The 25,512-nt window shown below is 58.5% G+C and carries 21 protein-coding genes; 7 read left to right on the plus strand and 14 right to left on the minus strand.

Going from position 1 to position 25,512, the window contains the following annotated elements:
• Nucleotides 1-147 precede the first annotated feature (147 nt).
• The 3 genes from NAC44_RS13700 to NAC44_RS13710 form a co-directional block, all read right to left on the minus strand.
• The gene (locus NAC44_RS13700) at nt 148-657 is read right to left on the minus strand and encodes an invasion associated locus B family protein (protein WP_250941612.1); all 510 of its coding nucleotides are present in this window, start codon (nt 655-657) and stop codon (nt 148-150) included.
• 416 nt (nt 658-1,073) lie between these two features.
• A complete protein-coding gene (locus NAC44_RS13705) occupies nt 1,074-1,469 on the minus strand; it encodes a YkvA family protein (RefSeq protein ID WP_250941614.1) in 396 nt (131 codons plus the stop codon).
• Nucleotides 1,470-1,557: 88 nt separating this feature from the next.
• Nucleotides 1,558-1,857, minus strand: coding sequence for a 4a-hydroxytetrahydrobiopterin dehydratase (locus tag NAC44_RS13710; RefSeq protein ID WP_250941616.1), 300 nt, complete (start codon nt 1,855-1,857; stop codon nt 1,558-1,560).
• Nucleotides 1,858-1,890: 33 nt separating this feature from the next.
• On the opposite strand from NAC44_RS13710, the gene NAC44_RS13715 reads away from it, so the two are divergent.
• A complete protein-coding gene (locus tag NAC44_RS13715; protein ID WP_250941618.1) occupies nt 1,891-2,367 on the plus strand; it encodes a low molecular weight protein-tyrosine-phosphatase in 477 nt (158 codons plus the stop codon).
• Here NAC44_RS13715 and thpR read toward each other — a convergent pair.
• Entirely contained in the window at nt 2,313-2,894 is a 582-nt protein-coding gene (thpR, locus tag NAC44_RS13720; RefSeq protein ID WP_250941620.1) for an RNA 2',3'-cyclic phosphodiesterase, read from the minus strand. The genes NAC44_RS13715 and thpR overlap by 55 nt on opposite strands.
• Before the next feature lie 113 nt (nt 2,895-3,007).
• On the minus strand, nt 3,008-3,799 hold the full coding sequence (locus NAC44_RS13725) for an arylesterase (protein ID WP_250941622.1): 792 nt from the start codon (nt 3,797-3,799) through the stop codon (nt 3,008-3,010).
• Nucleotides 3,800-3,877: 78 nt separating this feature from the next.
• Between NAC44_RS13725 and NAC44_RS13730 the strand changes: the two genes are divergently transcribed.
• The 3 genes from NAC44_RS13730 (at nt 3,878) to NAC44_RS13740 (ending at nt 8,062) form a co-directional block, all read left to right on the plus strand.
• A complete protein-coding gene (locus tag NAC44_RS13730; protein ID WP_250941624.1) occupies nt 3,878-4,594 on the plus strand; it encodes an ABC transporter ATP-binding protein in 717 nt (238 codons plus the stop codon).
• On the plus strand, nt 4,591-7,140 hold the full coding sequence (locus NAC44_RS13735; RefSeq protein WP_250941626.1) for an ABC transporter permease: 2,550 nt from the start codon (nt 4,591-4,593) through the stop codon (nt 7,138-7,140). Before NAC44_RS13730 ends, NAC44_RS13735 begins: the two co-directional genes overlap by 4 nt.
• A gap of 187 nt (nt 7,141-7,327) precedes the next feature.
• Nucleotides 7,328-8,062, plus strand: coding sequence for a Bax inhibitor-1/YccA family protein (locus tag NAC44_RS13740; RefSeq protein ID WP_250941628.1), 735 nt, complete (start codon nt 7,328-7,330; stop codon nt 8,060-8,062).
• A 103-nt stretch (nt 8,063-8,165) separates the two neighbouring features.
• Here the strand turns inward: NAC44_RS13740 and NAC44_RS13745 are convergent, their stop codons facing one another.
• The gene (locus NAC44_RS13745; protein WP_250941630.1) at nt 8,166-9,020 is read right to left on the minus strand and encodes an SDR family NAD(P)-dependent oxidoreductase; all 855 of its coding nucleotides are present in this window, start codon (nt 9,018-9,020) and stop codon (nt 8,166-8,168) included.
• Between the two features lie 251 nt (nt 9,021-9,271).
• On the opposite strand from NAC44_RS13745, the gene NAC44_RS13750 reads away from it, so the two are divergent.
• The 3 genes from NAC44_RS13750 (at nt 9,272) to typA (ending at nt 14,876) form a co-directional block, all read left to right on the plus strand.
• Entirely contained in the window at nt 9,272-10,495 is a 1,224-nt protein-coding gene (locus tag NAC44_RS13750; protein ID WP_250941632.1) for an argininosuccinate synthase, read from the plus strand.
• 288 nt (nt 10,496-10,783) lie between these two features.
• On the plus strand, nt 10,784-12,850 hold the full coding sequence (locus tag NAC44_RS13755) for a M3 family metallopeptidase (protein ID WP_250941635.1): 2,067 nt from the start codon (nt 10,784-10,786) through the stop codon (nt 12,848-12,850).
• Nucleotides 12,851-13,049: 199 nt separating this feature from the next.
• Nucleotides 13,050-14,876 carry a translational GTPase TypA gene (typA, locus tag NAC44_RS13760; RefSeq protein WP_250941637.1) on the plus strand — a complete coding sequence of 609 codons (1,827 nt, stop codon included), beginning with the start codon at nt 13,050-13,052 and terminating at the stop codon, nt 14,874-14,876.
• A gap of 64 nt (nt 14,877-14,940) precedes the next feature.
• Here typA and NAC44_RS13765 read toward each other — a convergent pair whose 3' ends face one another.
• The 8 genes from NAC44_RS13765 to NAC44_RS13800 all read right to left on the minus strand — a co-directional run bounded on the left by NAC44_RS13765 (nt 14,941) and on the right by NAC44_RS13800 (nt 25,388).
• Nucleotides 14,941-15,990 (minus strand): aldo/keto reductase, encoded by a 1,050-nt coding sequence (locus NAC44_RS13765; protein WP_250941639.1) that lies wholly within the window; start codon nt 15,988-15,990, stop codon nt 14,941-14,943.
• A 307-nt stretch (nt 15,991-16,297) separates the two neighbouring features.
• Nucleotides 16,298-18,046, minus strand: coding sequence for an OFA family MFS transporter (locus NAC44_RS13770; protein WP_250941641.1), 1,749 nt, complete (start codon nt 18,044-18,046; stop codon nt 16,298-16,300).
• Between the two features lie 219 nt (nt 18,047-18,265).
• The gene (locus NAC44_RS13775) at nt 18,266-18,520 is read right to left on the minus strand and encodes a formate dehydrogenase subunit delta (RefSeq protein WP_250941642.1); all 255 of its coding nucleotides are present in this window, start codon (nt 18,518-18,520) and stop codon (nt 18,266-18,268) included.
• A gap of 17 nt (nt 18,521-18,537) precedes the next feature.
• The gene (gene fdhD / locus NAC44_RS13780) at nt 18,538-19,401 is read right to left on the minus strand and encodes a formate dehydrogenase accessory sulfurtransferase FdhD (protein ID WP_420839940.1); all 864 of its coding nucleotides are present in this window, start codon (nt 19,399-19,401) and stop codon (nt 18,538-18,540) included.
• 2 nt (nt 19,402-19,403) lie between these two features.
• Complete coding sequence (gene fdhF, locus NAC44_RS13785) at nt 19,404-22,286, minus strand: formate dehydrogenase subunit alpha (RefSeq protein ID WP_250941643.1); 2,883 nt, start codon at nt 22,284-22,286, stop codon at nt 19,404-19,406.
• A gap of 5 nt (nt 22,287-22,291) precedes the next feature.
• Nucleotides 22,292-23,848 (minus strand): formate dehydrogenase beta subunit, encoded by a 1,557-nt coding sequence (locus NAC44_RS13790; RefSeq protein WP_250941645.1) that lies wholly within the window; start codon nt 23,846-23,848, stop codon nt 22,292-22,294.
• Nucleotides 23,845-24,324, minus strand: a complete 480-nt coding sequence (locus NAC44_RS13795) for a formate dehydrogenase subunit gamma (RefSeq protein ID WP_250941647.1) — start codon at nt 24,322-24,324, stop codon at nt 23,845-23,847. Before NAC44_RS13795 ends, NAC44_RS13790 begins: the two co-directional genes overlap by 4 nt.
• Nucleotides 24,325-24,500: 176 nt before the next feature.
• The gene (locus NAC44_RS13800; protein ID WP_250941648.1) at nt 24,501-25,388 is read right to left on the minus strand and encodes a LysR family transcriptional regulator; all 888 of its coding nucleotides are present in this window, start codon (nt 25,386-25,388) and stop codon (nt 24,501-24,503) included.
• Between the last annotated feature and the right edge of the window lie 124 nt (nt 25,389-25,512).

Below are 25,512 nucleotides of genomic sequence, written 5' to 3' on the forward strand. Positions count from 1 at the left end.
CCCGTCACCCCTTGAAAGAGTGACAAAAACAAGAGCACGGTTTTCGCGACCGTCAACACAGTCGATCGGCCAGGGAGGATACAAACGGAAAAAGGGCCGTCACCGGCCCTTCATTCCAGAGGAATCATCACAATCCGATCAAAAAGCTTACTTGCACTTTTCGATGCGCTTCAAGGAATCGGAAATACCCTGAAGCGAGAAGGTATAGGACGTATTGGTGCCGCGTGAGGAAACGGCAGCGACCGACATGGTTTTGCCGGATTTCATCGCCGCCACCAATTCCGGCTCCTGCGCTGCATTTTCAACCCAGGCGGAATTGTCCTTGGTGAACATGATGAAGCTCTTGGTATCGACCTTCACCGTCACCTTGGAGCCTTCTTTCAGCGGATAGCCCACCATGGCCTGCGGCTCATAGGAGATATTCTGGCCTGGACGCTGCGAAACGATGAAGAACACATCGCCATGATTGACCGAAGCCGGTTGCTTGTCCGTCGGCACCGACAGCACATAGCAGACCGTGTTCTTGCCTTGTTTGTAAGAATAGGCGCCCCAGGCCTTGAACTGCTCGATACGTGTCGGGCTGGGCGCCTGCGCCATGGCCACGCCGCCAATGGCCACACTCAGTGCAAGGGCGGTTGCAATTCTTTTGATAAACATTTTTTTCCTGCCGCTTTTTTCGTCGATCATCAAAGACCGGAACGCATCTGCCCCGACTGACGTCACAGACACGCACCCTGTTTTGCTTGCCGCATATCATAGGCTCAGCCGGTTTTCCGCTTTGCCCTCATGCCAGTAAGATGCAAGATCCAGACGGATCCGTCGCCTGCACCAGCCACGTCATCCTCCTCAATGTGACTTAATTTAGGTTACCAAAGTGTCAACGCAGCTCCAATGAGAGACAGAAACCGGCTTTTACCGCGCTGACAGAGACCTGGAAACGAAAACAGGACACAGAATTGATACGGATTTCACAGTTGCCGGCTCACCAACACAAGGATTTCGGCAGGAATTGGACTGATAAGGTCCGGTCAGGAACATGACACTTCACAATGTGGCGAGGATAGGTGCTGAACCTATCGGTCAGCGCTCCTGTTCCCGTCGACACCATCGGCCAGGGCCTGATCGGCTGCAGCATAATGATGCTCGCGAATATGTCCGTCGATCAGCGATAGCGCCATGGTCAGAACGGCAATATCGTCGGTGAAACCGAGAAATCCCAAAAAATCCGGCACAGCATCGAAGGGCATGACGAAATAGGCCAGAGCAGCCAGAAGAATTCCTCTTACCCTGAGCGGCGTCTGCCGATCCGTAGCGCAATAAAAAGCGGCAATCACATCCCGGCTGAACGGGATATGCCGGACCGCTTTCTTCATCACCGGCCAGAAGCGGCTGCGAACGGTTTTTTCCTGACGGGCCTGCTCTTCCTCGCTGCCGGGCAGCAGGATCTCACCGATCTTCACATCATCCATGACGCATCTCTCTTGCCCGGCCATCCTTCACAGGTCATCGGCTATCGGGGCACTGGATTTATCTGGGATGCACCATCTGCAATTTCAATCATGCGTCTGCGATCAGGCCATTCATTGCTGCGGCCAGATCAAGATCATGCCGGGTCAGGCCACCCGTTGCATGGGTTGTCAGGCGGACCGTCACCGTCGCATAGACATTCATCCATTCCGGGTGATGGTTCATCTTTTCAGCCATCAGGGCGCATTGCGTCATGAAGCCGAAGGCCGCCTTGAAATCCTTGAACTGAAAGGTCTTGACAATCACCTTGCCGTTGTCGGTGAGCGACCAGCCGGAAAGATTTTTCAGTCCTGCCTCTATTGCATCTCTATTCAGCTGTTCATACTGCATCGTCAATCCACGTTCAGTCTCATGAGAGGGGTCATGCCGGTCACATCCGTGCTGTTTGTCTGTCTCGGCAATATCTGCCGTTCCCCCATGGCGGAAGGCATATTTCGCCATCTTGCCAGCCAATCGGGGCTGGAGCATGACATAGAGTGCGCGTCAGCTGGAACCGGCCCCTGGCATATCGGCGAAGCGCCGGATCGTCGCGCCATCGAAACGGCCGCCCGTCACGGCATTGACCTCTCTCGCCAGCGGGCTCAGCAGGTCACCGGCCCGCTCTTGCAGCGCCATGATCTCATTCTCGCCATGGATCAGAAGACACTTGCCGCCCTGACCGCGCATTCAGCCGACGTAAAAGGCGTCATCGACCTTTTCAGTCGTGCAACGCTTGAGCGGGACATGGATATTCCAGACCCCTATTATGGCGAAAAAAGCGGTTTCGATACCGTCTTTGGCCTGCTTCACCAGGGATGCTCAAGACTGGTGGCAAAATTGGCTTTGGCGCGCGACTCATAGAGTGGAAACGCCTCTTCCGTGAGATAAGGCCCGCCACCCACCGATTCGCGCGAGGACAAAAGAACGAAGCGCGAAACGAGAAAGGGCGCGGTCTGGAAATTGCCGCGCCCTGAAAGGTAGTGAATGACATCGTCAAGCCGTGCTGACTTCAACCGCGCCAGCGTCACATGCGGCGTGAATTTTCTGGGATCCGGCGGCAGGCCGATGCGCTGACAGATCCGCTCTATTTCACCTTGCAACGCGCTCATCTCGGCATTTTGCGTTACGCCAGCCCAGATGGAATGTGGCTTTTTCGAACCGAAAGAACCGATGCCGTTCAGGCTGAGGGAAAATTCGGGCCGGTCGATCCGGTCCAGACGGTCGACGATCTCGTCTGCCGTGCGGCCATCCACGTCTCCGATAAAGCGCAAGGTGATGTGATAGTTTTCCACATCGATCCACCGGGCTCCCGGAAGACCGCCGCGCAACAAAGACAGGCTCAACGCCGCATTGCGCGGAATTTCGAGGGCAGTAAACAATCTCGGCATGGCGAGCTCCCCGAATTGAATGCAAATGCTGTTCAGGCGCTTGCGAACCGGTAGCGGCACTTCACCAACGCCTGACCTGAATCGAATCATGCTTCTTAACGGTAAACAAGTCCCTAATTATGTTTATCCGCCAAAGCTTTTGCGAAGCTCAACACCGTGGGAAGCATATTGTGGACCATGACCTTCACCCCCTCGGCATTGGGATGCATGCCATCGGAGAGTTTGAGTTTCGGATTGGTCGCAACTCCTTGCAGAATGAAGGGATAGAAGGCCAGATGATATTTGTCCGCCAGACGCTTGTAGATCGGATTGAAGCGGCGACCATAATCCACGCCCATATTCGGCGGGGCAATCATGCCGACCAGCAGCACGGCGATCTTGCGCGCCTGCAGTTTCTGGATGATGGCGGCAAGATTGCGCTCGGTTTCCTCCGGGGCAATGCCACGCAGCGCATCATTGGCGCCCAGTTCGAGAATGACGCCATCGGTCCCGTCGGGAACAGACCAGTCTACCCGTGACAGACCGCCCTCGCTGGTGTCGCCCGATACGCCGGCATCGCCGATGCTGACATTGAGCCCCTTGTCCTGCAGCGCTTTTTCCAGCTGGCTGGTCAGGGATTGATCGCCGGGAAGCTGATAGCCAGCCATCAGACTGTCGCCGAGGCCGATGATCTGCACTTGCCGTTCGGTCACCGGGACATCGGTGATGGTGTCGTCATTGTTTTGTAACGGCGCAAGGGCAGACGCAGGTGGCTGGTCCTGCCCAGGATTTGCCACCGGCGCCTGAACGGCGACCGGGTTTGAGCTGGAATCCTGCGCCGTGGCTGCTGGCGAAAGCGCGCAAACGCCCAGCAGACCGGACACAAGAAAGATTGCGAAGTGGAGACGGCCTGCTTTAAGATGCATGAGAACTGTCCTAAGTTCATGGGAACCATAACCCCGCGGTGCGGATGTTCACTTTACTCTATATAGGGCCTAAAGCGCGTGAGCAAAACGATCATTCAGTTACGCAGAGCCGATCTTACACTCGGATCGGGAGCGGCCCGCGTGCATGTGCTGAAAAGCATCGATCTCGACATCGCCGAAGGCCTGTCAGTCGGCATTGTCGGCCCATCGGGATCGGGAAAATCCACACTTCTGATGGTCATGGCCGGTCTGGAGCGGCTTGATTCGGGGGAAATTCATGTGAAGGACACACCCCTCCATGCGATGAGCGAGGATGCGGTGGCCGATTTTCGCGGCCGCAATATCGGCATCGTCTTTCAGTCCTTTCATCTGATCGCCAATATGACGGCACTCGAAAATGTCGCCGTGCCGCTGGAGCTGGCCAATGTGCCCCATGCCTTCGATATTGCCCGCAAGGAATTGCAGGCCGTCGGCCTTGGTGAACGTCTCGGCCATTATCCAGGCCAGCTCTCCGGCGGAGAACAGCAGCGCGTAGCGATTGCCCGCGCGCTTGCCCCATCGCCTTCGGTGCTGATTGCCGACGAACCGACCGGCAATCTCGATGGCGCCACGGGCCGCCAGATCGCCGATCTTCTCTTTGCCAAACAGGTGGAGCGGCGCATGACGCTGGTGCTGGTCACCCATGACGTCAGCCTTGCCTCGCGTTGCGAAAGACAGATCAAGGTGCGATCCGGGCGCATCGAACAGACAGGCGACAGTATCCGGGAGGGCGACCGCAAGGCGCTTCCGGCATGAGTGCTCCGATGGTGCGCCGCCTGAAGACAGCTTTCCGGCTGGCCTTGCGCGAATTGCGCGGCGGGCTGAAAGGATTTTACATCTTTCTCGCCTGTATCGCCCTTGGCACGGGATCGATTGCGGCGGTCAATTCGGTGTCCACCGCCATCACCCGTTCCATCGAGAATCAGGGCCAGACTCTGCTGGGCGGCGATATCCGCTTCGAACTGACCAACCGCCCCGCCAGCCCTGAGGAGCTGGGCTATCTGCAAAGCCTGGGAAAACTGACGGTCACAACCAGTCTGCGCTCCATGGCCAGGCTGAGCGACGGCTCCGATCAGGCGCTGGTGGACATCAAGGCCGTGGATCAGGCCTATCCTCTTTATGGTCATTTTGTCGCCAGTCCTGACAAGCCTCTCTCCACACTTCTGGCGGAAACACCGGAAGGCTATGGTGCTGTGGTCGCTCCGCTGCTTCTCGACCGGCTGCGGTTGAAGCTCGGCGATACCCTGATGATCGGCGCTGCCCCTTTCGTCATTACCGGAACGGTGGCAACAGAGCCGGATGCCGCCTCCGATGGAATAGGGTTTGCCCCGCGCATTCTGGTCGCTGCCGCAGCCCTGAAGAACACGCATCTGATCCAGACCGGCAGCCTGGTGCAATATGCCTACAAGATCCGGCTCGGGCCTGGTGCTCTGCCGGTCAAAACCCTTGAAAAGGCAGCAAATGAGCGCTTCCCGGATGCCGGATGGGCAACCCGCACCCGTTACAATGCAGCGCCCGGCCTGACCGATAACATCACCCGCTTTTCGCAATTTCTCACGCTGGTCGGCCTGACCGCGCTGATTGTCGGTGGTGTGGGCGTGGCCAATGCGGTGCGCGCCTTTCTCGACAGCAAACGCAGCGTCATCGCCACGCTCAAATGTCTGGGCGCACCCGCCTTTACCGTGGTTGCAGTTTATCTGTTCCAGATCATGCTGGTCGCCAGTCTCGGCATAGCCGCCGGGCTTCTCCTGGGCGCGGTCTCGCCCTGGATCGCCTGTTACTATTTGGCACAATTCCTGCCGATCCACCCCGATCTTTCCCTGTATCCCGGCGCATTGCTGCTGGCACTCGTCTTCGGCGCGCTGACAACACTCGCCTTTGCGCTGATGCCGCTTGGACGGGCGCGGGAGGTTCCGGCCACCGCCCTGTTTCGCGAACAGGGATTTGAGGCGCGTCGCCTGCCGTCCTGGCCTTATGTTGTGGCCGCGGGGCTTGCCATCGGGGCGCTTGGCCTTCTGGCGGTGATCACAGCCTATGACCGGCGGCTGGCAATTTTCTTCCTCATTGCCATGGCAGCAAGCTTTGCCGTTTTGCGCGCCGTTGCCTGGGGCGTGGCCGCGCTGGCGCGCAAGAGCCCACGCCTGCCTTCTCCGGCGCTCAGGCTTGCCATCGGCAATATCTACCGACCCGGCGCCTTGACCTCCTCGGTCATTCTGTCGCTTGGCCTCGGGCTGGCGTTGCTGGTGTCGATCTCGATGATCGATGGCAATCTGCGCCGCAATCTGAGTGGTGAGCTGGCCGAAAAAGCCCCGAATTTCTTTTTCATCGACATTCAGCGCGATCAGCTTGAGGGGTTTCGTTCATTGGTGAAAAAGCTCGATCCCGCCGGACGGATCGAGGAGGTGCCGATGTTGCGGGGCCGGATCGTGGCGCTTGACGGAACGGAAGTGCACGCCAAAAATGTTCCCTCCGAAGGTCGTTGGGTGCTGCGCGGCGATCGCGGCATTACCTATGCCGCTGAACCGCCGAAAAATGCGACCGTCAGCGAAGGTGCATGGTGGGCGCCCGATTACAAGGGAGAGCCGCTTGTCTCCTTCTCTGAAACGGAAGGCAAGGCACTGGGGCTGAAGCTAGGCGACACTGTTACCGTGAATGTTCTGGGCCGGACCGTCACGGCGAAAATCGCCAATTTCCGCAAGGTGAACTGGCAATCCCTGTCGATCAACTTCGTCATGATCTTCTCGCCCAACACCTTTGCCGGTGCACCCCATGCCTGGATCGCGACATTGACCGATCCGGCAGCCGGTCCGCAGGAAGAAGCCGATATTGTCAGAACCGTGACCAGAACCTATCCGACGATCACCAGTGTACGGGTGAAGGAAGCGCTCAGCGTCGTCAACGACATTCTTGGCCAACTGGGCGAGGCAATCCGGGCGGCGGCCGCCATTGCGCTGTTTTCCTCGGTTCTGGTTCTGTCCGGGGCCCTTGCCGCCGGAAATCGCAGCCGCACCCATGATGCCGTCGTTTTGAAGACGCTCGGTGCAACCCGCATGATGCTGATCCGCGCTTTCACCTACGAATATCTGCTGCTTGGATTGTCAACCGGTTTGTTTGCGCTGATGGCGGGCAGTATCGCCGGCTGGTTTGTCGTCAACCAGATCATGAAACTGCCGGCGGTGTTTTTGCCAACCGTGGCTATTGCCACCGTGGCAGTGGCGCTGATTGCCACCATCGGCATCGGCCTGATCGGCACCTGGCGTGTTCTGGGCCAGAAAGCGGCCCCGGTGCTCAGGGAGTTATAGCGTAGAGGGGTGGGATAGATCCTGTCACGCGATCATGACAAGAGTTTAAGCTTTCGCCTCTTGTATCTTGATCCAAGGACTCACATATTATTACCGGCAAAGCTGAAGTTCCGCAGCCGCGCTCGGCCTTATCCGCACAGGAAAGCCCCGAAACGTGACAGAAACGGAACTTAATTGAGAGGAAACAATGTCTGACTTTCGCAACTATCAGGCTCGCAGCGGCGCTCGTTCCGCCGAGGTGATCGATCAGGGCCTGCGCGCTTACATGCTCAAGGTGTATAACCTGATGGCGCTCGGTCTGGCGATTACCGGCATCGCTGCTTTTCTGGCATTTCAGTTCGCGATCGACAACGGGCAGCTGACAGCCTTCGGTCAGGCGATTTACGTCAGCCCGTTGAAGTGGGTGGTCATTTTCGCTCCCGTGGCTCTGGTGTTCTTCCTGAGTTTCAGGATCAATTCCATGAGCGTTTCCGCAGCTCAAACCACCTTCTGGGCCTATGCCGCCCTTGTCGGTCTGTCGCTGTCGTCGCTGGCGCTGATTTATACCGGCCAGAGCATCGTCCAGACCTTCTTCGTCACCGCGGCCTCCTTCGGCGCGCTGTCGCTTTATGGCTACACGACGAAACGTGATCTGAGCGCCATCGGCTCCTTCATGATCATGGGCCTGTTCGGCGTGATCATTGCCTCGCTGGTCAATATTTTCCTGCAATCTTCTGCGGTGGCTTTTGCCATCTCGATCCTGGGCGTGGTGATTTTTGCCGGTCTGACCGCCTATGACACGCAGAAGATCAAGGAAATGTATTACGAGCGTGATGGCTATGAAGTCGCCTCCCGCAAGGCGATCATGGGTGCGCTGACGCTTTACCTCGACTTTATCAACCTGTTCATGTTCCTGCTGCGTTTCCTCGGCGACCGCCGTTAATCGACAGGATCAAGAATGACAAAAGGGCGGCTTTCGGGCCGCCCTTTCTGTTTGCCATAGGAGCATCATTGTCCGACGTTCCAGTGCGTCGGATCTGTCGGTATCATTTCGTCAGATGAACGCGAAAGGCATCGGCATAATCGGGATGCCAGCGCGACAGCGGCGGACGGTTTTCGATGATGTCGCCCATGGCCCAGGCCATGCGCTTTTCATCGGTTTTGCGATCGACATCATTGTCCGGGCAGAGAATATAGAAATCTCCGCGCTTCAGGCTTTCCAGCATGAAATCCACTGTTTCTTCCGGCGTCCAGGCCCCTGCCGGCCGTTCCGTGCGGCCATTGGCCGTCAGGCCGGTGAAGACGAAGCCCGGGATCAGCAGATGCGCCGACACGGTGCAGCCGGGCGTGTTGCGCAATTCATGCTCCAGCGCCTCGGTAAACACCTTCACCCCCGCCTTGGCGACATTATAGGCCGGATCGCCCGGCGGCGTGGTGATGCCCTGTTTCGAGCCGGTATTGATGATCATCGCCGCCTCCGCATGGCCGATCATGCCGGGGGCAAAAACCCGTGTGCCATGGATGACGCCCATCAGGTTGACGGAAAGCACATTGTCCCAGTTCATTTTCGGGCCAAACAGGCTCGACCCCGGCTGGATGCCGGCATTGTTCATCAGAAGATGCACCCGGCCAAACCGCTGCAAAACGGCCCGTTCCAGCGCCTCCAGCTCATCCAGTTTGCTGACATCGGTTTCGATGGCGACGATATCGTGATCCGGATCGGCGGAAAGACCGGCAACCTGCTTGCGGGCCTCCGCCAGTCTGTCGCCGGGAAGATCTGCAAGCACCACGCACATGCCAGCCTTGGCAAAAGCCTTTGCCGCGGCAAGGCCAATGCCGGAGGCAGCGCCCGTCACCACGGCAACCTTGTCCTTTGCAATCACCGAGGAATATTCCGTCATGCTTCATCCTCCTGTTTCGTTGATTGTCGAGTGAACCATATGGGACAGTTTTTGCGACATTCAAATGACCTGGATGAGAACCGGGCACAGGACCTGGCAATGGCTGGGCGAATGGGCTGGCTGATAGCATCGCGGCAAAACGCTCCTGCCCAAACACTGCTTATGCCTTGCACGACGATTGAAAGCGGATAAAAGAAGACATGACCGGGCCTGACCAAAGCCCTTTCCTTGCAACAGACGGACCTTCTCTCATGGCGCTTCCCAAAGACGTGAAAAAAGTCGTTCTCGCCTATTCCGGCGGTCTCGACACCTCGATCATCCTGAAATGGCTGCAAACCGAACTCGGAGCGGAGGTCGTGACCTTTACCGCCGATCTCGGCCAGGGCGAGGAACTGGAACCGGCGCGCAAGAAGGCCGAAATGCTCGGCATCAAGGAAATTTTCATCGAAGACGTGCGCGAGGAATTCGTCCGCGATTTCGTCTTCCCGATGTTCCGCGCCAATGCCGTCTATGAAGGCGTCTATCTGCTCGGCACCTCGATTGCCCGGCCGCTGATCTCCAAGCACCTCATCGAAATCGCCAAAAAGACCGGCGCCGACGCCATTGCCCACGGCGCAACCGGCAAGGGCAATGATCAGGTGCGTTTCGAAATGTCGGCCTATGCACTCAACCCCGACATCAAGATCATCGCGCCGTGGCGCGACTGGTCGTTCAAGAGCCGTACCGACCTTCTGAACTTTGCCGAAGAACATCAGATTCCTGTCGCCAAGGACAAGAAGGGCGAAGCCCCTTTCTCCGTTGACGCCAACCTGCTGCACTCCTCCTCCGAGGGCAAGGTTCTGGAAGATCCCTCCAAGGAAGCACCGGAATATGTGCATATGCGCACGATTTCGCCGGAGGCCGCTCCCGACAAGGCGACCGTCATCAAGATCGGCTTCCGCAAGGGCGATGCCTGCTCGATCAACGGCGTTGAAATGTCGCCCGCGACGCTTCTGGCCGAGCTGAACAATTATGGCCGCGACAACGGCATCGGCCGCCTCGATCTGGTTGAAAACCGCTTCGTCGGCATGAAGAGCCGCGGCGTCTACGAGACCCCCGGTGGCACCATCCTGCTTGCTGCCCACCGCGCCATTGAAAGCATCACGCTCGACCGGGGTGCCGCTCACCTCAAGGATGAGTTGATGCCGCGCTATGCCGAACTCATCTATTACGGTTTCTGGTTCTCGCCGGAGCGCGAAATGTTGCAGGCGCTGATCGACAAGAGCCAGGAACATGTCGAGGGCGAAGTGACGCTGAAGCTCTACAAGGGCAATGTCATGGTCATCGGCCGCGAGAGCGACAAGTCGCTCTATTCCGACACGCTCGTCACCTTCGAGGACGATCAGGGCGCTTACGACCAGAAGGACGCCGCCGGCTTCATCAAGCTCAATGCGCTGCGCCTGCGTACACTCGCCAAGCGCAATCTCGGCAAGTAAGGGCCTTCTTCCTGCAAACCGGTTCTGCCTTTCTCGACGTCATCCTCGCCCTTGTGGCGAGGATCTGCCTTGCTTGGCAGACATACTCGACCGGGACGACGTGGAGGGAGTTTCATACACGCGAAACGTCCTGCGCGCGGTAAATCCCGGCACATGCTCGGGTCAGGCCCGAGCATGAGGGAGAAAGGGCAACGTGCCCTTCCACATTGCCGCGAATTTCCAAATTCGGGTTCGCGTTTGCCGTGGAATGTCCTATATCTGATCTGAAAGACGAGAAGGATATGCCCCATGAGTTCTGCCGCAAACGCCTATGAAACCCTGACATCCTGGACCGGACAGCATGGATTGCCGCGTTTCGACGCCATCCGTGACGAGGATTTCGCCCCGGCTTTCGAGGCGGCCCTGCTCAACCATGCAGCGGAAATCGACGAGATCGCCGGAAATCCGCAAGCACCCACCTTCGACAACACCATTACCGCACTGGAAATCGCAGGCGACGGGTTGTCGCGCGTCTCAGCTCTCTTCTGGAACAAGGCGGGCGCTGACACCAACAGCACGATCCAGGCGCTGGAGCGTGACATTGCGCCGAAACTGTCGCGTCATTACTCGAAAATCAGCATGAATGCCGCTCTTTTTGCCCGCGTCGATGCGCTGTGGCAGGCGCGCGATACGCTGGGTCTGACGCTGGAACAGACCCGTGTGCTGGAGCGCCACTGGAAAGGCTTTGTCCGTTCGGGCGCAAAACTGGCCAAGGACCAGCAGGAACGGCTGGCGGCGATCAACGAGCGGCTGGCCAGCCTTGGCGCCAATTTCGGCCAGAATGTGCTGGGCGACGAATCGAGCTGGGCGTTGCCGCTTGAAAAAGAAGAGGAACTTGCCGGTCTGCCGGAATTTCTGCTCGACGCCATGGCCGCAGCCGCCAAGGCACGCGGCAAGGGCGAGGCCTATGCGGTGACCCTGTCGCGCTCGGTGATCGTACCCTTTCTGACCTTTTCCGAGCGCCGTGATCTGCGCGAAATCGCCTTCAAGGCCTGGGTGGCGCGGGGCGAAAATGGCGGCGAACGCGACAATCGCGCCATCGTCAAGGAAACGCTTTCGCTGCGCAAGGAGAAAGCCACTCTGCTCGGCTACGCCAATTTCGCCGCCTACAAGCTCGACAACACCATGGCCAAGACGCCGGAGGCGGTGAACACCCTCTTGATGCGGGTCTGGGACAAGGCCGTCAGCCAGGCGAAAAAGGAAGAGGCTGATCTCGAAACTCTGATTGCCGCCGAGGGCAAGAACCATGCGGTCGCCCCCTGGGACTGGCGCTATTATGCGGAAAAGCTGCGCAGTGAACGGTTCAATTTCTCCGAAGCTGAGCTCAAGCCCTATCTGCAACTGGAAAAGATCATCGAGGCCTGCTTCGCCGTTGCCGAAAAACTCTTCGCGATCAAGGCTGTTGCTCGCTCGGACATCACCGGCTATCACCCGGATGTCCGCGTTTATGAAATCCGCAATCTTGATGGCAGCCTGAAAGCGCTGTTCCTCGGCGATTATTTCGCCCGTTCGTCGAAGCGCTCGGGTGCCTGGATGAGTTCCTTCCAGTCACAGCACCGGCTGACCTTGAAAAATGGTGCGGCAGGCGAATTGCCGATCATCTATAATGTCTGCAATTTCGCCAAACCGGCAGAAGGCAAGCCGGCACTGCTTTCGCTCGATGACGCCCGCACGCTGTTTCACGAATTCGGTCATGCGCTGCACGGCATGTTGTCGGATGTCACCTATCCCTCCGTCTCCGGCACAGGCGTGTCGCGCGATTTCGTCGAGCTGCCCTCGCAGCTTTACGAACACTGGCTGACCGTGCCGGATGTTCTCAAAACCTATGCGGTTCATTATAAAACCGGCGAACCGATGCCTGAGGCCCTGCTCGACAAGGTTCTGGCGGCACAGACCTTCAATGCCGGTTTCGACACGGTGGAGTTCACCTCTTCCGCACTGGTGGATATGGCCTTCCACACCCATGAAGGCGAGGTGGACGATCCGATGGCGGTGCAGAAAGAGGTGCTTTCCAGGATCGGCATGCCGTCAGCCATCGTCATGCGCCATGCCACGCCGCATTTCCAGCATGTGTTTTCCGGTGACGGCTATTCAGCCGGCTATTATTCCTACATGTGGTCGGAAGTGCTCGACGCCGATGCTTTCGAAGCCTTTGAGGAAACCGGCAATGTCTTCGACCCTGCCATGGCGGAACGGCTGAAGACGCATGTCTATGCCATTGGCGGCGCTGTCGATCCGGAAGAGACCTACAAGGCCTTTCGTGGTCGTCTGCCGAGCCCGGACGCCATGCTGAAAAAGCGCGGACTTGCCGCCTGACCTTTGTGAAACTTTGATGAAGCCGGTCGGTTTTCTGCCGATTTACGCCGATTTCATTTATGGCAAAGCGGTGTCTTACTGCTTTGCCCCTTTCGCATTTGCAAAAAACAGGCTATGAGCGCGGCAAAATGAACAGGCGCTAGCCTTGGCCCATCGGCCTGTTGCGGCTTTTTCGCCAGAACCATCAGAGAAGCTGACTATGAACCTTCGCAATATTGCGATCATCGCGCACGTTGACCATGGCAAAACCACGCTTGTCGATGAGCTGTTGAAACAATCCGGCTCGTTCCGTGAAAACCAGCGCGTCATGGAACGCGTGATGGATTCAAACGACATCGAAAAAGAACGTGGCATCACCATTCTCGCCAAGGCGACCTCAATCGAATGGAAAGACACCCGCATCAACATCGTCGACACCCCCGGCCACGCCGATTTCGGCGGTGAGGTCGAGCGCATTCTCTCCATGGTGGACGGCGCCATCGTTCTGGTCGACGCCGCCGAAGGCCCGATGCCGCAGACGAAATTCGTTGTCGGCAAGGCGCTGAAAGTGGGCCTGCGCCCGATCGTTGCCATCAACAAGATCGACCGTCCCGACGCCCGCGCCGATGAAGTGGTCAATGAGGTTTTCGACCTCTTCGCCAATCTCGATGCCACCGATGAGCAGCTCGACTTCCCGATCCTGTATGGTTCGGGCCGCGCCGGCTGGATGAACCACAATCCGGAAGGCCCGACCGATGAAGGTCTGGCTCCTCTGCTCGACCTCGTGGTCAAGCATGTTCCGGCCCCGACCGTCGAGGAAGGTCCGTTCCGCATGATCGGCACGATACTCGAAGCCAACAACTTCCTCGGCCGCATCATCACCGGCCGTATCGCCTCCGGCTCGATCAAGCCGAACCAGGCTGTCAAGGTTTTGGGCCAGGACGGCAATCTGATCGAACAGGGCCGTATCTCGAAGATTCTCGCCTTCCGCGGCATCGAGCGTCAGCCGATCGAAGAAGCCCATGCGGGCGACATCGTCGCCATTGCCGGTCTTTCCAAGGGCACGGTTGCCGACACCTTCTGCGATCCTTCGATCTCCCAGGCCATGACGGCGCAGCCGATCGACCCGCCAACCGTCACCATGTCCTTCATCGTCAATGACAGCCCGCTGGCTGGCACCGAAGGCGACAAGGTGACGAGCCGTGTCATCCGTGACCGCCTGTTCAAGGAAGCCGAAGGCAATGTCGCGCTGAAGATCGAAGAATCGGCGGACAAGGATTCGTTCTTCGTTTCCGGCCGTGGCGAATTGCAGCTTGCCGTTCTGATCGAAAACATGCGCCGCGAAGGCTTTGAACTTGCCGTGTCGCGTCCCCGCGTCGTCATGCACAAGGACGAAGCCACCGGCCAGTTGATGGAGCCGGTCGAAGAAGTGGTGATCGACGTCGATGAAGAGCATTCCGGCGCGGTCGTGCAGAAAATGTCCGAGCGCAAGGCCGAAATGGTCGAGCTTCGCCCCTCCGGCGGCAATCGCGTGCGTCTGCGCTTCTATGCCCCGACCCGTGGCCTGATCGGCTATCAGTCGGAACTCCTGACTGACACGCGCGGCACGGCGGTGATGAACCGTCTGTTCCACGAATATCAGCCTTACAAGGGTGAGATCGGTGGCCGCGTCAACGGCGTGCTTCTGTCCAACGAAGCCGGGGAAGCCGTGGCTTACGCCCTGTTCAACCTGGAAGATCGCGGCCCGATGATCATCGATGCCGGTGAAAAGGTCTATGCTGGCATGATCATCGGCATTCACAGCCGTGACAACGACCTCGACGTCAACGTTCTGAAGGGCAAGAAGCTCACCAACATCCGCGCTGCCGGCAAGGATGAAGCCGTGAAGCTCACCCCGCCGATCAAGTTCACGCTGGAACGCGCGCTCTCCTGGATTCAGGACGACGAACTGGTTGAAGTCACGCCGAAGTCGATCCGTCTGCGCAAGCTCTATCTGGACCCGAATGACCGCAAGCGGTTCGAAAAGTCCAAGGCCGCTCAGGCCTGATCATTCTTTGATCATCCAATGATCCGCCGGTCAGGTTCCGGATGAACCTGACCGGCTTTTTTTATCAGCTTTCCGGCACAAAAGGCTGCGGTATACGGCCTGCCCCCTGCCGTTCCAGCATCCAGCCCGGATATTCCGGGGCAAGAGCGCTTGCCTCATCAAGGCGGCGCATATCCTCGTCTCCCAGTCTGAGTTTCACCGCATTGAGGTTCTGCTCCAGTTGATCGAGCCGTTTTGCCCCGATGATGACACTGGTGACGAAAGGCTTGGCGAGAATATAGGCAAGCGCCACTTCGGCAACGCTGGCGCCATGTTTTTCGGCAATCTCACGCATCACGGCAACGCAGGCCCAGGCACGATCCTTGTCCACCGGCGGAAAATCGAAGGCGGCACGGCGGCCCTCGCCATTGCCCGGTGCGCCCGGACCATATTTGCCCGACAACAGCCCGCCCGCCAGTGGCGACCATACCATCAGTCCCAGCTTTTCTTCCTGTAACAGCGGCACGATCTCGCGTTCCAGATCGCGGCCGGCAATCGAATAATAGGCCTGCACCGTCTCGAAGCGGGCAAAGCCCCGGCGTTCGGAAATGCCGAGCGCCTTGGCGATCCGCCAGGCCTGCCAGTTGGAAAGGCCGATATAGCGCACCAGCCCGCGCGAGACGAGATCGTCCAGCGCCCGCAAGGTTTCCTCGATCGGCGTCACCGTATCCGTGCCATGCACCTGATAGAGATCGATATGGTCGATCTGCATCCGCTCAAGACTTGCCTCTACCTGATCCATAATATGGCCGCGCGAGGCGCCGCGATCATTCGGCTTTGGCCCCATCATACCGTAGAATTTGGTGGCGATGACCACATCCTTACGAGGAATATTGAGGTTTTTCAGCGCCTGTCCCAGCAATTTTTCGGAGGTGCCGAAGGAATAGACATTGGCGGTATCGATGAAATTGATCCCGGCTGCGATGGAGCGCTCGACGATCTGGTCCGCCGCCTCCTGATCGACATCGGCAATCGCACCCCAGTTGCTGCCTTCGCCGGAAGGGCCGAAGGTCATGGTGCCAAGGCAGAGTTCCGAGACGAAAAGTCCCGTATGTCCCAGTTGATTGTAGCGCATGAGAAAGCTCCCGTCGGATAAACTCCCCGATAGACTTAGTCCTTTCAGGCATGGCTTCAACAGCAGATGCTGTCGTAAAACGGGTATCGGCAACAATGACCCAACACATTTGCGCGACAACCGTCTTTCACAACCGTCTTACAATGACAAAGGGCGGCTCAACGCCGCCCTTTGTTCGTTCAAAAGGTTACTGCATAATTCCTTAAATCGGAATCGAGTTAAGGATAAAATTATGCAGCAAATTTAATGTGCTACAGCGACCTTTGTGCGCCATATATGGCGCACGGCGCTGTAAAACCAAACCGTCTCAGGCCTTGCTGGCAGAACCGGCAACGCCACGCACGGGCTTGGCCGCTTCTCCAGTTTCGGACGAATCCATATAATGTTTTTCCGAGACCGGGCGCACCAGAGCATTGGCAATCAGGCCAACCAGCAGCAGACCGGCCATGGCATACATGGTGGTGTTGTAGACGCCCGGTGTGGGATCGGTCGTGCCTGCGGGTGCGATTTCCATCAGACGGGCAATGGTGACCGTTTTGCTGGCAACGAGCTGATTGAGCTGATCCATGCCGGCGCCGAACTTCTGCTGGAAGGCGACAGGATCGACCTTGGCGGCCAGCGCCTTGATCGAACCGGCAATCGAGCTTTCACGCAGCTGGGTGATGGCCAGCGGGCCGAGCACGCCCGCCGCACTCCAGGCGGTGAGCAGGCGGCCATGAATGCCGCCGACATATTTCGTACCGAAAATATCGGCAAGATAGGCCGGAATGGTGGAGAAGCCGCCGCCATACATGGTGAAGATGATCATGGTTGCGCCGTAGAACAGCACCAGCCACATCACTGCCGGATGCGCGCCAACCTGCGTTGCCGCATAAGGAACGGAGAGATAAAGCGCGATGCCCAGCACGAAGAAGACGAAATAGGTGTTCTTGCGGCCGATATAGTCGGAAATCGACGCCCAGAAGAAACGTCCCACCATGTTGAACACCGAAATCATGAAGACGTAAGTCGCGGCAAAGGCCGAATCCACCACCAGGGGCAGCGTCGTGCCGAAGATTTCCGTCATCATCGTCTTGGCGACGCTGAGGACGCCGATGCCTGCCGTAACGTTGAAGCAGAGCACGATCCAGAGCAGGTAGAATTGCGGTGTCTTCAGCGCCTGATCGATATCGACATGACGGCTGGTGATCATCCGCTTGGCGGCCGCATCCGCCGTCGGTGGCGTCCAGCCGGCCGGTTTCCAGCCCTCACGCGGCACGCGATAGGAGAAGGCGGCAATCATCATCACGATGAAATAGGCAATGCCGAGCGTGAAGAACGTCATGGCGGCACCGGTATTGCCGGTTCCGGCAACATAAACGCCGGGCTGCATGGCAACAGGTGCCGATGCCAGCTGCTTGGCCGTGGCGGTCACCACTTCCACCATATGGCCGTTGACTTCGGCCATGCGGCGCCCGCCTTCGGTTACCAGCTTGACCGCCGTTTCTGCGCCAAGATATTGCGGCGCATGATAATAAAGGCCGAGCAACCACTCATTGATCGGGGTTGCCACCATGGCACCGCCGCCAAAGCCCATGATCGCCAGACCCGTCGCCATGCCGCGACGGTCGGGGAACCAGCGGATCAGAGTGGAGACCGGCGAGACATAGCCGAGACCCAGACCGCAACCGCCCAGCACGCCGTAACCGAAATACAAGAGCCACAATTGGTGGGTGACAATGCCCAGCCCACCGATCAGAAAACCACCACCCCATAAAAAAGCCGCCGTCACGCCGACCATGCGCGGGCCGACCTCTTCCAGCCATTTGCCACCGAAAGCCGCCGCCAATCCAAGAAACACGATGGCAACGGAGAAAATCCAGACGACAGATTGCAGCGCCCAATCCGAAGAAGAGGCGGCCACGACGCCCATTTCCTTGGTCAGCGGCGGGTTGAAAATGCTCCATGCATAAACGGAGCCGATGCATAAATGAATGGCGATCGATGCTGGCGGAACCTTCCAGCGGTTAAAACCGTCTTCAGCGACGATATGTTGTTTTTTCAGTCGGTCGAACATTGCGTTTGAGTCCTCCCTCGGACCAGATATGCCCATACTCAAATCACTGCTTGCGCAGACATGAAAACAATCGCCATGAAACCCCCAGCGATTGTCCGTCTCACCCGCCCGTCAAGGATCGGGCGGTGTCAGATTCTTCTTCCCGATCCTTCCGGGAACTGTATTCCTGCCCCAGGTGATGCCGGGCAATGGCGGCACACCTGCCATAAATACGCCAGCTCAGGCTGAGGCTTTCACCTCCATCACTGCGGCAGGACGGTTGACCTTATCGGCTGCCAGGATGACAAGCGGATCAAATCCGTCATGCCCCTCTTCGATCATCGCAAAAAACTGGCGGCGCATTCTGGGTTCCCAGAACTTGTTGATGTGATTGGCTATGCCTTCCACCTGCGTCTCTTCCGGCTGCGAGCGAAAAAAACCGGCAATCTGATTGGCCATGCGGACAAGCTTTGCGGCGATTTCATCATGCGACATGGCGTTGCCTCCCTGTTCTATCCATTCATCTGTCTTTTCAGGACATCGAGACGATCTGCCGAACGATCGATGTCCAGCCGGTCGGGCCGAACAAAAACCTCGAAATCCCTGTCGCGGGCAATGCCGATCAGGGTGATGCCGGAAGCTTCCGCCACCTCGATGGCGAGCGCCGTCGGCGCGGAAATTGCCGCAAGCACCGGCGCACCGAGCAACGCGGTTTTCTGCACCATTTCCACCGACAACCGGCTGGTCACGACTACCATGCCATCCGCCCCCTTCCAGCCGCCGCGCAAGACAGCGCCGGAAAGCTTGTCGAGCGCATTGTGCCGCCCGACATCCTCACGCAGCGCCACCAGACCGGGTTCAACCCCCGCGAGATAGAATCCCGCCGCATGAACGGCACGGGTTTCATGGTTCAGCGCCTGGCGACTGGCCAGTTCCGCCATGGCCTCACGGATCATCTGCGGTGTCAAACGCCAGCCGGGGTCCGTCACGGCGGTCACCGGGCGCATGGCCTGATCGATGGATTCGATGCCGCACAGACCGCAGCCGACAGGCCCGGCCATGCGGCGACGACGGGCAACCAACGCATCCGCCGTCGCATCTTTCAGGCGGATCTGCACATCGATGCCCTTGTCGGTTTCGACCGGTTCAATGGCGACAATTTCGTCTGCCGAGCGGACAATGCCCTCGGCCAGCGAAAAGCCGAGTGCAAAATCCTCCAGATCGGCAGGACTAGCCATCATCACCGCGTGGGTCGAGCCGCCATAGGAGAAGGCAATCGGTACCTCTTCCGGCACGTTGCGGTGTGACGGCGTCAAAACGCCGTCCTGAAACCGCATGTCGCTCACCTGTCGGCTGGCCTTCTTGCCCTTGCCCATGCCTATTCCGCCGCTTCCAGCTTGCCGGCAATGCGGCGGGATTTGCGCGTCAGCTCCTCATAATCGCGCTGCCATTCGCTCGGCCCGTTCGAGGGCGAGACCTGCACTGCCGTCACCTTGTATTCCGGACAGTTGGTCGCCCAGTCAGAATAATCGGTGGTGATGACATTGGCCTGCGTATCCGGGTGGTGGAAGGTGGTATAGACCACGCCCGGGGCCACACGATCGGTGATCAGAGCGCGAAGCGTGGTTTCCCCCGCCCGGCTGGCAAGCTTGATCCAGTCTCCGGATTTGATGCCGCGCTGTTCGGCATCATGCGGATGGATTTCCAGCCGGTCCTCGTCATGCCAGACGACATTGTCCGTGCGCCGTGTCTGCGCCCCGACATTGTATTGGGACAGAATGCGACCCGTGGTGAGCAGCAGCGGGAAGCGCGGACCGGTGCGCTCGTCCGTCGCCACATATTCGGTGCGGATGAACTTGCCTTTGCCGCGGACGAAACCGTCGACATGCATGATCGGCGAGCCTTCTGGATGTTTTTCATTGCAGGGCCATTGTACCGAGCCTTTTTCCTCCAGCATGGCATAGGAAACGCTGGCAAAGCTTGGCGTGGTTGCAGCAATCTCATCCATGATCTCGGAGGGATGGCTGTAATTCCAGCTCAATCCCATGGCCTGCGCCATCTTCTGAGTGACTTCCCAGTCGGCATAGCCGTTTTTCGGCGTCATCACCTTGCGCACCCGGTTGATGCGGCGTTCGGCATTGGTGAAGGTGCCGTCTTTTTCCAGGAAGGTCGAGCCCGGCAGGAAGACATGGGCATAATTGGCGGTCTCGTTCAGGAAGAGATCGTGCACCACGACGCATTCCATCGCCGCCAGACCGGCAGACACATGCTTGGTATCCGGGTCGGACTGAAGAATGTCCTCGCCTTGAATGTAAAGCGCCTTGAACGTGCCTTCCACCGCCGCATCCAGCATGTTGGGAATGCGAAGCCCCGGCTCGTTGTTGAGCGTCACGCCCCAGAGTTTTTCAAAGGTCTCGCGGGTGGCGTCATCGGAAATATGGCGATAGCCCGGCAGTTCATGCGGGAAGGAGCCCATGTCGCAGGAGCCCTGGACATTGTTCTGCCCACGCAACGGGTTCACGCCGACGCCCTGACGACCGATATTGCCGGTGACCATGGCGAGATTGGCAATCGCCATCACCGTGGTCGAACCCTGACTGTGCTCGGTCACACCGAGACCGTAATAGATCGCACCATTGCCGCCGGTGGCGTAAAGCCGGGCAGCCCCGCGCAGATCGGCAGCCGGAACACCGGTAAACTTTTCCGTCTCTTCCGGGCTGTGCTGCGGATCGGCGACGAACGCGGCCCAGTCCTCGAATTCCGACCAGTCGCAGCGCTCGCGAATAAACGCCTCGTTGGCCAGCCCTTCGGTGACAATCACATGGGCCAGCGCCGTCAGCACCGCAACATTGGTGCCGGGCTTCAGCGGCAGATGGAAGGCGGCTTCCACATGCGGCGTCTTGACCAGATCGATGCGGCGCGGATCGATTACGATCAGCTTCGCCCCCTTGCGCAGCCGCTTTTTCAGCCGCGAACCGAAGACAGGATGACCGTCAGTCGGATTGGCGCCAATGACCAGCACCACGTCGGAATGTTCGACACTGTCGAAATCCTGCGTGCCCGCCGAGGTGCCGAAGGCCTGGCCGAGACCATAACCGGTCGGCGAATGGCAGACGCGGGCGCAGGTGTCGACATTGTTGTTGCCGAAACCGGCACGCACCAGCTTCTGCACCAGATAGGTCTCTTCATTGGTGCAGCGCGAGGAGGTGATACCACCCACGGCATCGCGGCCATATTGATACTGGATGCGCTTGAATTCGGAGGCGATGTGAGCAAGGGCCTCTTCCCAGCTCACCTCCCGCCAGGGGTCAGTGATTTTTTCGCGCACCATCGGGTTGAGGATACGGTCCTTGTGGCTGGCATAGCCATAGGCAAACCGGCCCTTGACGCAGGAATGGCCGCGATTGGCCTTGCCATCCTTCCACGGCACCATGCGCACCAGCTCTTCGCCGCGCATTTCCGCCTTGAAGGAACAGCCGACGCCGCAATAAGCGCAGGTCGTGACGAGCGAATGTTCCGGCTGACCGATGGCGATCACGGATTTCTCCGTCAGCGTCGCCGTCGGACAGGCCTGCACGCAGGCCCCGCAGGAGACGCATTCCGATTGAAGAAATGCTTCATGCGCGCCGGGTGACACCCGGCTGTCAAAGCCACGGCCTTCTATGGTCAGCGCAAACGTGCCCTGCACCTCTTCGCAGGCGCGCACGCAGCGCGAACAGACGATGCATTTCGATGGGTCATAGGTGAAATAGGGGTTCGACTCGTCTTTCGGCATGAAGCGGGCATTGATGTCGCCCGTCGCTTCCCGCGCCTTGACGTGATTGTCGCCTTCATAACCGTAGCGCACGTCGCGCAACCCGACCGCTCCTGCCATATCCTGCAATTCGCAATCGCCATTGGCGGCGCAGGTCAGACAGTCGAGCGGATGGTCAGAGATGTAAAGCTCCATCACCCCTTTGCGGATCTGTTTGAGCCGTTCCGTCTGGGTATGGACGACAAGGCCCGGCGCAACCGGCGTGGTGCAGGAGGCTGGCGTGCCGTTGCGCCCCTCAACCTCGATCAGACAGAGACGACAGGAGCCGAAAGCATCGACCATATCGGTGGCACAGAGTTTCGGCACCTGAATGCCCGCTTCCATCGAGGCGCGCATGATCGAAGTGCCGGAAGGAACCGTCACCTCACGCCCGTCAATGGTCAAGGTGACCATCTCGGTCGATCTGGAAGCAGGAGTGCCGTAGTCGATTTCATCAATGAGAGACATGGAGATTACTCCGCAGCTTCAATAAGGGGGGCCGGCTGAAAATCCTCCGGGAAATGTGTCAGAGCACTCATCACCGGATAGGGGGTGAAGCCGCCCAAGGCACAGAGCGAGCCGAATTTCATCGTATTGCACAGGTCTTCGAGCAGGGCCTTGTTCTTTTCCGGCTCGATGCCCTTGGCAATCCGGTCCACCGTTTCAACACCGCGTGTCGAGCCGATGCGGCAGGGCGTGCATTTTCCGCAGCTTTCCACCGCACAGAATTCCATGGCGAAACGGGCCTGTTTCAGCATATCCGCCGTATCGTCGAAGACGACAATACCCGCATGGCCGATCAATCCGCCTGCCGCAGCAAAGGCCTCGTAATCGAAGACGGTATCAAACAGCGAGGGCGGGAAATACGCCCCCAGAGGACCGCCGACCTGCACTGCCTTGACCGGACGACCGGATGCTGTGCCGCCGCCGATCTCGTTGACGATTTCGCCCAGCGTCAGGCCGAAAGCGGTCTCGTAAAGCCCGCCATATTTGACATTGCCGGCAATCTGGATCGGGATCGTGCCATGCGATTTGCCGACGCCGTAATCGCGGTAGAACTGCGCGCCCCGGTCGAGGATCACCGGAATGGAGGCGAGCGACATGACGTTGTTAACCACGGTTGGCCTGCCGAACAGGCCTTCCAGCGCCGGAAGCGGTGGCTTGGCCCGCACCACGCCGCGCTTGCCTTCGAGACTGTTCAAAAGCGAGGTTTCTTCTCCGCAGACATAGGCGCCAGCTCCCGCGCGCACTTCCATGTCGAAGGCATGGGGCGAACCCAGAACCGATGGTCCAAGAAGACCGTTTTTCCGAGCAATCTCGATGGCTGCCTGCATCGTGGCAATCGCATGCGGATATTCCGAACGGGTATAGACATAGCCCTTGGTGGCGCCAACCGCGATCCCGGCAATGATCATGCCTTCGATCAGCACGAAGGGATCGCCTTCCATGATCATGCGGTCGGCAAAGGTGCCGCTGTCGCCCTCATCGGCATTGCAGACGATATATTTCTGATCCGCTTTGGCGTCGGCCACGGTCTTCCATTTGATGCCTGTCGGGAAGCCCGCACCGCCGCGCCCGCGAAGACCGCTTTGCGTCACCAGGGTGACAATATCCGACGGGGTATAGGTGATGGCCTTTTCCAGGCCGGTCAGACCCTTGTAATGGCGGTAATCGTCAAGCGACAGCGGATCGGTAATGCCGCAGCGGGAAAAGGTGAGCCGCGTCTGGTTCTTGAGGAAGGGCATCTCCGCTGTCATGCCATGACAGAGTGGATGATTCGCGCCGGTCAGAAACCCGGCATCGAACAGTGATGGCACATCGGATGGCTTGACCGGGCCATAGGCGATACGGCCATGGCCTGTGCGCACTTCCACCAGCGTTTCCAGCCAGAGAAGACCGCGCGAGCCGTTGCGGACAATGGTCACGTCCAGCTTACGCTCTGCCGCCTCTTTCCGGATGGCAGCCGCCACCTTATCCGCGCCGACAGCGAGAGCGGCGGCATCACGGGGAATGAAAACAGTCACGCTCATTGCCGGGCCTCCGCAAGGAGACCGGTGAGACAGTGCTCGTCCAACCGGCCATGAACCTCATCATTCAGCATGGCCGCAGGAGCGCAGGCGCATAACCCGAGACAGAAAACCGGCTCCAGCGTCACTCTCCCATCCGCCGTTGTTTCATGCCAGTCGATGCCGAGAAGCGCCTTCACCCGTTCTGCCAGAGGCTCAGAGCCCATGGATTGACAGGCTTCCGCCCGACAGAGTTTCAGCACATGCCGCCCGGCAGGCTCAGCGCGAAAATCATGATAGAAGCTGACCACGCCATGCACTTCGGCGCGCGACAGGTTCAGTGCCTTGGCGATCACATCCTTGGCGCCTTCGGGAATATGGCCAAATTCTGCCTGAACCGCATGAAGGATCGGCAGCAAAGGCCCCTCCACCTGCTTCAGGCTTTCGATGATTGCGCTCAAACGGGCCGCCTCAGCGTCGGCGGCCACACGAATAGTCATTAAAAGAGCCTCCCTGCCTTCATTTTCCGACCGGCATCAATCATGCCGTGCATCTCTTATGAAAATCATAAACACATCGCAAACATTGCAATTGCCAATTCAACGACAGGATGAGCGGGAACTCAGAGGAAAATCAATATCGCGGTTCCGTTACGCGATAGAAAAAAACTATCAAACTATCTCGCTTCCGCGAACTGCTTTGCCTGGTGCAGCAACGCCGAAACCAGCGGCGTATGCGGCTCCCGATGGGTCGCCACAAGGCCGACCGTATGTTCAGCGACCGGCTCGACGATCGGGATCATCCGGATTTGCTCTGGAAAACCAAAGGATTCCGCGAGGTTTCTTGGCATGATCGAGGCCCATTGACCCGTGCGGATATGGGAAAAGAGCACGATCATCGAATTGGATTCCAGTGTGGGTTTCGGCTCGATGCCCGCCTCGGTGAAGTGTTGATTGATGATCCGGCGGTTCTGCATGTCTGGCGTCAATAGGCAAAGGCGAAGACCGGCGAGTTCCTCCCAGCGCACATTGTCTCTGTCCGCAAGCGGTGTGCCGGACGCAGTGATCAGATGATATCGCTCACTATAAAGAGAAACCGACGTGACCCGCCCCAGGGGCTCGTCATTCAAATAGGTGATCCCGGCATCCACTTCGAGATTTTCGATCAGGCTCAGCACCTGCAGAGAATTGCGCGAGAGGATCTGAAAGGTGACAGCCGGATGGCGCGCCTGAAATGGCTCCGTCAGCCGGTGCACCATGGATAGCGCCGTCGGTATGACGGCCAGACGAAGATGACCGGCAAGGCCGGTGCGTGTCGCGCGCATTTCCTCCCTGAGCGTGCGCGTATCGGCCACGATACGCCGCGCCCATTCGAGAACCCGCTGCCCTTCCGGGGTCAGACCCTGAAACCGGGAGCCGCGATTGATCAGGATGACCCCCAGCTGATCTTCCAGCTGGCGGATCGCCGCCGATAGCGTCGGCTGCGAAATGCCGCAATCTTCTGCAGCGCGGCCAAAATGCTGCTCCCTGGCCAGAACCAGAAAATATTCCAGCTTGTCGATCATTGGCGTCCCCTTTATGCCTCATACCTGTCGCCTGACGGATCATAGCCGTTGACGAGATTTGAAAAATGCCATGTCAATGGTATGAATTTGCGCAACCGGATCACAAAATCGTCAAAACTGGGTT

It is taken from the genome of Allorhizobium sonneratiae (assembly GCF_023700755.1).
In the GTDB taxonomy this organism is placed as follows: domain Bacteria; phylum Pseudomonadota; class Alphaproteobacteria; order Rhizobiales; family Rhizobiaceae; genus Allorhizobium; species Allorhizobium sonneratiae.